Genomic DNA, 4,741 nt, shown 5'->3' with positions numbered 1-4,741 from the left:
AAAATTATTGGTACACACAGCGTTTGCCTACGAACGAGTGGTCAGAAAAGATCCGCTAGTCTATCGTGAGACGTGGACTTGTGAGCAAGAAGCAGGTAGTCTAGCTTTACGAAAATCTCTTCTCTTTTTAGAAAAGGGGCTAGATTTATATTTAGATCAAGATGAACTGATTTATATTTATGATATTTTAACCGAATTACACGAAACAGTGTATTAAATTTAGTCAACTTACTAAAAGAGTGTTTCAGTAAACTGAAACACTCTTTTTTTGGTGTATTCATGGATAGGAAAACACTTTTTGGCATGGAACTTGCTACTAGTAAAGAAAGGGAGGGATTAGATGATGAATATTATTATTAGTGGCCATGGTGCATTTTCAACGGGGTTACTGGATGCGTTACACATGATTTTTGGTACTGATGAAAGCATCGTAGCTGTACCGTTCTATAAAAATGAAGGAATTCCTCAACTGCAAGAAAAATATCTGCATGTAATGGAACAATTTGATCCAACAGATGAGCTTTTATTTTTAGTCGATTTATTTGGAGGAACACCGTATAATGCTGCGACACAACTTGTGTATACTCGTGAAAAAACAGATGTAGTGACGGGTGTAAGCTTACCCTTACTTCTAGAAGCTGCGGCAATGAAAGAAACACTTTCTTTATCTCACTTGTGTCAGGCTTTGAAAGAAGCCAGTACCACTAGTGTTCAGTTATTTAGTGAAACTTTAGCACTCGTACAAACGAACGAAATGGAGGATGATTTATTATGAAATTAGAATTAGTACGTATTGATGACCGCTTTATTCATGGACAAGTATTAACCAAATGGGTGAAATTACGTCCAGTTGATCGAATTATTATTGTGTCAGATAGTGTTGCCAAAGATGAAATGCGGAAAACACTGATTTTATCCGTGGCACCAGCAAATGTAAAAGCAAGTGTCGTCAGTGTAGATAAAATGGTAAGGGCTTTCGCTTCACCTAAGTATACAGATGACCGGGCGATGCTGCTGTTTGAAGGACCAGAAGAGATTGTTTCCTTAGTTGAAAAAGGTGTGCCTATCGAAACAGTCAATGTAGGAGGGATGCGCTTTGAAAAAGACCGTATCCAAATCACAAAAGCAGTTAGCGTCGGGACAAAAGAAAAAGCAGCTTTTGAACAATTGCATCAACTAGGTGTAGCGTTAGAATTGCGGCAATTGCCAGGCGATACAAGCATCGACTTTTATCAAGAATTAACGTCGAAAAACTAAAAGGAGACTAGCAGATGAGCGTAATCCAAATTATTCTATTATTGATCGTAGCCGGAATAACCGGAATGGGAAGTGTATTAGACGAAGCGCAAACACAACGTCCGTTAGTTGCGTGTACACTAGTTGGTTTGATCCTCGGAGATTTACAAACTGGTGTGATTTTAGGTGGAACGTTAGAAATGATGGCATTGGGCTGGATGAACGTTGGACTTGCGATGGCGCCAGATACAGCTATTGCCTCTGTAATTTCGACCATTTTAGTCATCGTATCCAAACAAGGGATCGGTGAAGGCATTGCGATTGCCGTTCCCCTTGCTGCAGCAGGACAAGCACTAACAATTTTTGTACGCACGATCACTGTCTTTTTTGCGCATCGTGCCGATCGCTATGCTGCACAAGGTAACTTTAGAGGGATCGAACTCATGCATCTTTCTGGATTGAGTTTACAAGCGTTACGGGTCATGATTCCAACGTTTATTATTACCTTGATCAGCGCCGAAGCTGTAAGTACGTTTTTGAATAGTATTCCCCAAGTGATTACTGGCGGACTCCAAATTGGCGGCGGTATCATCGTAGTTGTTGGATATGCGATGGTCATCAATATGATGGACGTTCCGTATTTAAAACCATTCTTTTACATGGGCTTTTTATTTGCTGCGTTTACAAGCTTCAATCTTGTCGGATTTGGAGGCTTAGGTCTATGTTTAGCATTGGTTTATATCCAATTAAAATATAATGTTTTAACACCGCCAAAAGCAGTAGTCGCTCATTCACCGAATCATAGCGTAGATCTTGATGATGATCTTGATGATGATTTAGACGATTAAGGAGGAAGAATATGGAAAATAAAATCGAAAAGAAATTAACGAAAAAAGATATCAATCATATGTTTTTACGCTCAAATCTGTTATTAGGCTCATTCAACTTTGAACGTGTCCAAAATATGGGCTTTTGTTTTGTGATGATTCCGGCGATCAAACGTTTATATCCAGCTGGTGAAGAACGCAATGCGGCATTACAACGTCATTTAGAATGGTTCAACACACATCCGTGGTTAACCGCACCGATTTTTGGAGTAGTAGGTGCGATGGAAGAAGAAAAAGCGTTTAACAAAGACATGCCTGGAACATCGATTGCGGCAATGAAGATCGGGTTGATGGGCCCCTTAGCTGGTGTCGGAGATCCAATTTTTTGGGGGACTGTTCGTCCGGTATTGGCTGCATTAGGTGCGTCGCTAGCTTTAAGTGGTAGTGTTGCAGGACCATTACTTTTCTTTATTGCTATCAATATTATTCGCTTATCTACTAAATATTTTGGTCTAACACTAGGCTACGAAAAAGGAAACGATATTATTAAAGATATGGTCGGTGGACGAATCCAAAAATTAACAGAAGGTGCTTCGGTCGTGGGATTATTCGTCATGGGGGCGCTAGTCAATAAATGGACAACGATCAATATCCCTATCGTAGCAACACGGATCACGGATGAAAATGGAAAAGTCGTTACACAGACAATCCAGGATGTGTTAGATAGCATTATGCCAGGAATGCTGGCATTGATACTGACATTATTTGTCTCATGGCTATTAAAGAAAAATGTGAGTCCATTGTTGATTATTTTAGCGATCTTTGTAGTAGGGATTGCAGGAAAAGCATTTGGATTCTTAGGATAAGAAAAAAGGGTGTGACAGATTTCTGTCACACCCTTTTAAACATACTAGAAGTACCATTTTTAGTAATCATTAACATATAAGAAGAGTAGAGCGGATTTATTTATACAAATTGACCATATAAGTTGCAAACTCTGCTAACGTGTCAAAAACGAGATCAGGTTGAGGACCAAGTGGAAGCAACGCATTATTTGGTCTTTTGATAAAGCAGCTTTGCCAGCCAACTTTTGAAGCACCAATCGTATCCCAAATATGGCAAGCTACCATCATAAAATCACTAGGTTCTACCTGTAAGGCAGTTTCTACATGGTGGTAGGTTAGTGGATCAGGTTTCACGCTTTCCACTGCTTGTGTCGAATAAAAGTCCTCAAAATAGTGTTCGATCGCACCATGGGACAATTGTTGTTTCTGAACACTGACTGGATTGTTGGTCAACGTTACGAGTTTGAATCCAGCCTGTTTTAATGCAGATAATGCTTGTGGAACTTCCGCATAAGGAGGCATCGAAGCAAATGCTTGTTGCCACTCGGTAATTTCGGTTTTTGTTAACGTGACTTCATAGTAATCGGCTAACATCAAAAGCGTGGCTTTTCCCATATCTGAAAAGGAAACAGGTTCTTTTGTTAAAGCAAACGTTTCAGAATAGATCAATAATTGATCAAACCATAAACGAAAGGCATCTGGACGATGAAAGATCCCGGTCAAAATTGTCGCGACAGGTTGCATATCGAGTAATGTTTCATTCACATCAAAAACTAAAATTGGTTTTTTTGTCATAAGTTTTTCGCTCTTTTCTTACTCTTTATTTGAAGTCTACGAAAAATCAAAAGCGTTCCTAATCATTAGGAACGCTTTTGATTATTTTTTCAATGAAACACTTTCAAAGAAGCGTTCGAACGTTTCGTGTTGGGTCACTTGGCGATTACATTGCTCGCTATTGCTACAAATATAGTTCCCGTTTTTTGTATACGTGCCATCACCAGAAGTTTTCGTTGTCGCCAAAAAGAAGCCCACAGCACTAATATGGTTGCAAATCGCACAGTGTCCTTTTTTGATGTCGGTACTAAAGGTTCCATAGACCCCTTCAAAACGATCGTCACGTTTGCGGACGATAAATTTACGATTGGTTCCCGGATCTGTCCAGCCAAGATACGATAACTCACGTGCATCTAGCTGCTCAAAATCAGGATAGTGCATTTTTTTAACTTTACGAAACAACTTATCGATCTGTTTCGTAGATGGTAAGTCCATCGGAATCACGTAATGTTTCATGTCTTCAAAATGCTGTTCAGCTTGTTCTCTAGTCGTGGTAATATCCAAAAATTTATCCCAAAAGGGTGCCAACTCGCTAGAACGCTCAAAAATTGCTGCAGTACGTTCATAGATCAAGGCTTGTTGTGTTTGAATCGTGCGTTTATCATTTACAGAATGATACGCGCCAATCAAAGATTTGATTTGTTCTTTCGCGTACCAGTATTCAGCGGGGGTAATTGTTGTCATATAATTTCCTCTTTTCTTCTTTGAGGAAATATTTCCATCAAAGAACTGATTTGTTAGTCAAAACGTTCTTTGGTCGTACGATGTATGATGAAATAGTCATCAAGGATCCCTCCTAAATCATGAAATCAAGTACGTCTTTACTATACATTTTTTTGATGAAAGCTGCAACTAACTGGATGTCACACTTGAATCTTTTCGGCTAATCGATTTAAACGTGATTGGATCTCATGACGTGTAGTGCGAAAAACCTCCATGATTTCTTCTTCTGTACCCACGGCTTTTGCCGGATCAAGTAGATCCCAATGCTCATGTGTG

The 4,741-nt window shown here is 39.4% G+C and carries 7 protein-coding genes; 5 read left to right on the top strand and 2 right to left on the bottom strand.

What is annotated here, in order from left to right:
- The 5 genes from QZ413_RS05645 to QZ413_RS05625 form a co-directional block, all read left to right on the top strand.
- Positions 1 to 217: PRD domain-containing protein (locus QZ413_RS05645; protein WP_297077377.1), on the top strand; the 217-nt coding region annotated here is incomplete at its 5' end.
- Between the two features lie 123 nt (positions 218 to 340).
- Positions 341 to 775 (top strand): mannose/fructose/sorbose PTS transporter subunit IIA, encoded by a 435-nt coding sequence (locus QZ413_RS05640; RefSeq protein WP_297077375.1) that lies wholly within the window; start codon positions 341 to 343, stop codon positions 773 to 775.
- Positions 772 to 1,257: a mannose/fructose/sorbose PTS transporter subunit IIB gene (locus tag QZ413_RS05635; RefSeq protein WP_297077374.1), complete on the top strand. Its 486-nt coding sequence runs from the start codon at positions 772 to 774 to the stop codon at positions 1,255 to 1,257. Before QZ413_RS05640 ends, QZ413_RS05635 begins: the two co-directional genes overlap by 4 nt.
- A gap of 14 nt (positions 1,258 to 1,271) precedes the next feature.
- Positions 1,272 to 2,084 (top strand): PTS mannose/fructose/sorbose transporter subunit IIC, encoded by an 813-nt coding sequence (locus QZ413_RS05630; RefSeq protein ID WP_297077372.1) that lies wholly within the window; start codon positions 1,272 to 1,274, stop codon positions 2,082 to 2,084.
- Between the two features lie 11 nt (positions 2,085 to 2,095).
- The gene (locus QZ413_RS05625) at positions 2,096 to 2,929 is read left to right on the top strand and encodes a mannose/fructose/sorbose PTS transporter subunit IID (RefSeq protein ID WP_297077369.1); all 834 of its coding nucleotides are present in this window, start codon (positions 2,096 to 2,098) and stop codon (positions 2,927 to 2,929) included.
- 96 nt (positions 2,930 to 3,025) lie between these two features.
- Here QZ413_RS05625 and QZ413_RS05620 read toward each other — a convergent pair whose 3' ends face one another.
- Positions 3,026 to 3,703, bottom strand: a complete 678-nt coding sequence (locus tag QZ413_RS05620; RefSeq protein ID WP_297077367.1) for a haloacid dehalogenase type II — start codon at positions 3,701 to 3,703, stop codon at positions 3,026 to 3,028.
- An 81-nt stretch (positions 3,704 to 3,784) separates the two neighbouring features.
- The gene (locus QZ413_RS05615; protein ID WP_297077365.1) at positions 3,785 to 4,426 is read right to left on the bottom strand and encodes a FusB/FusC family EF-G-binding protein; all 642 of its coding nucleotides are present in this window, start codon (positions 4,424 to 4,426) and stop codon (positions 3,785 to 3,787) included.
- Positions 4,427 to 4,741: the final 315 nt, after the last annotated feature.

The sequence above is a fragment of the uncultured Enterococcus sp. genome (assembly GCF_913775425.1).
In the GTDB taxonomy this organism is placed as follows: domain Bacteria; phylum Bacillota; class Bacilli; order Lactobacillales; family Enterococcaceae; genus Enterococcus_G.
The sequence above is the reverse complement of the archived record's forward strand: the minus strand, read 5'-3'. Positions and strand labels throughout refer to the sequence as shown.

Coding starts and splice junctions, on each gene's coding strand:
- QZ413_RS05640 (WP_297077375.1), top strand. CDS start 341: ATGATGAATATTATTATTAGTGGCCATGGTGCATTTTCAACGGGGTTA.
- QZ413_RS05635 (WP_297077374.1), top strand. CDS start 772: ATGAAATTAGAATTAGTACGTATTGATGACCGCTTTATTCATGGACAA.
- QZ413_RS05630 (WP_297077372.1), top strand. CDS start 1,272: ATGAGCGTAATCCAAATTATTCTATTATTGATCGTAGCCGGAATAACC.
- QZ413_RS05625 (WP_297077369.1), top strand. CDS start 2,096: ATGGAAAATAAAATCGAAAAGAAATTAACGAAAAAAGATATCAATCAT.
- QZ413_RS05620 (WP_297077367.1), bottom strand. CDS start 3,703: ATGACAAAAAAACCAATTTTAGTTTTTGATGTGAATGAAACATTACTC.
- QZ413_RS05615 (WP_297077365.1), bottom strand. CDS start 4,426: ATGACAACAATTACCCCCGCTGAATACTGGTACGCGAAAGAACAAATC.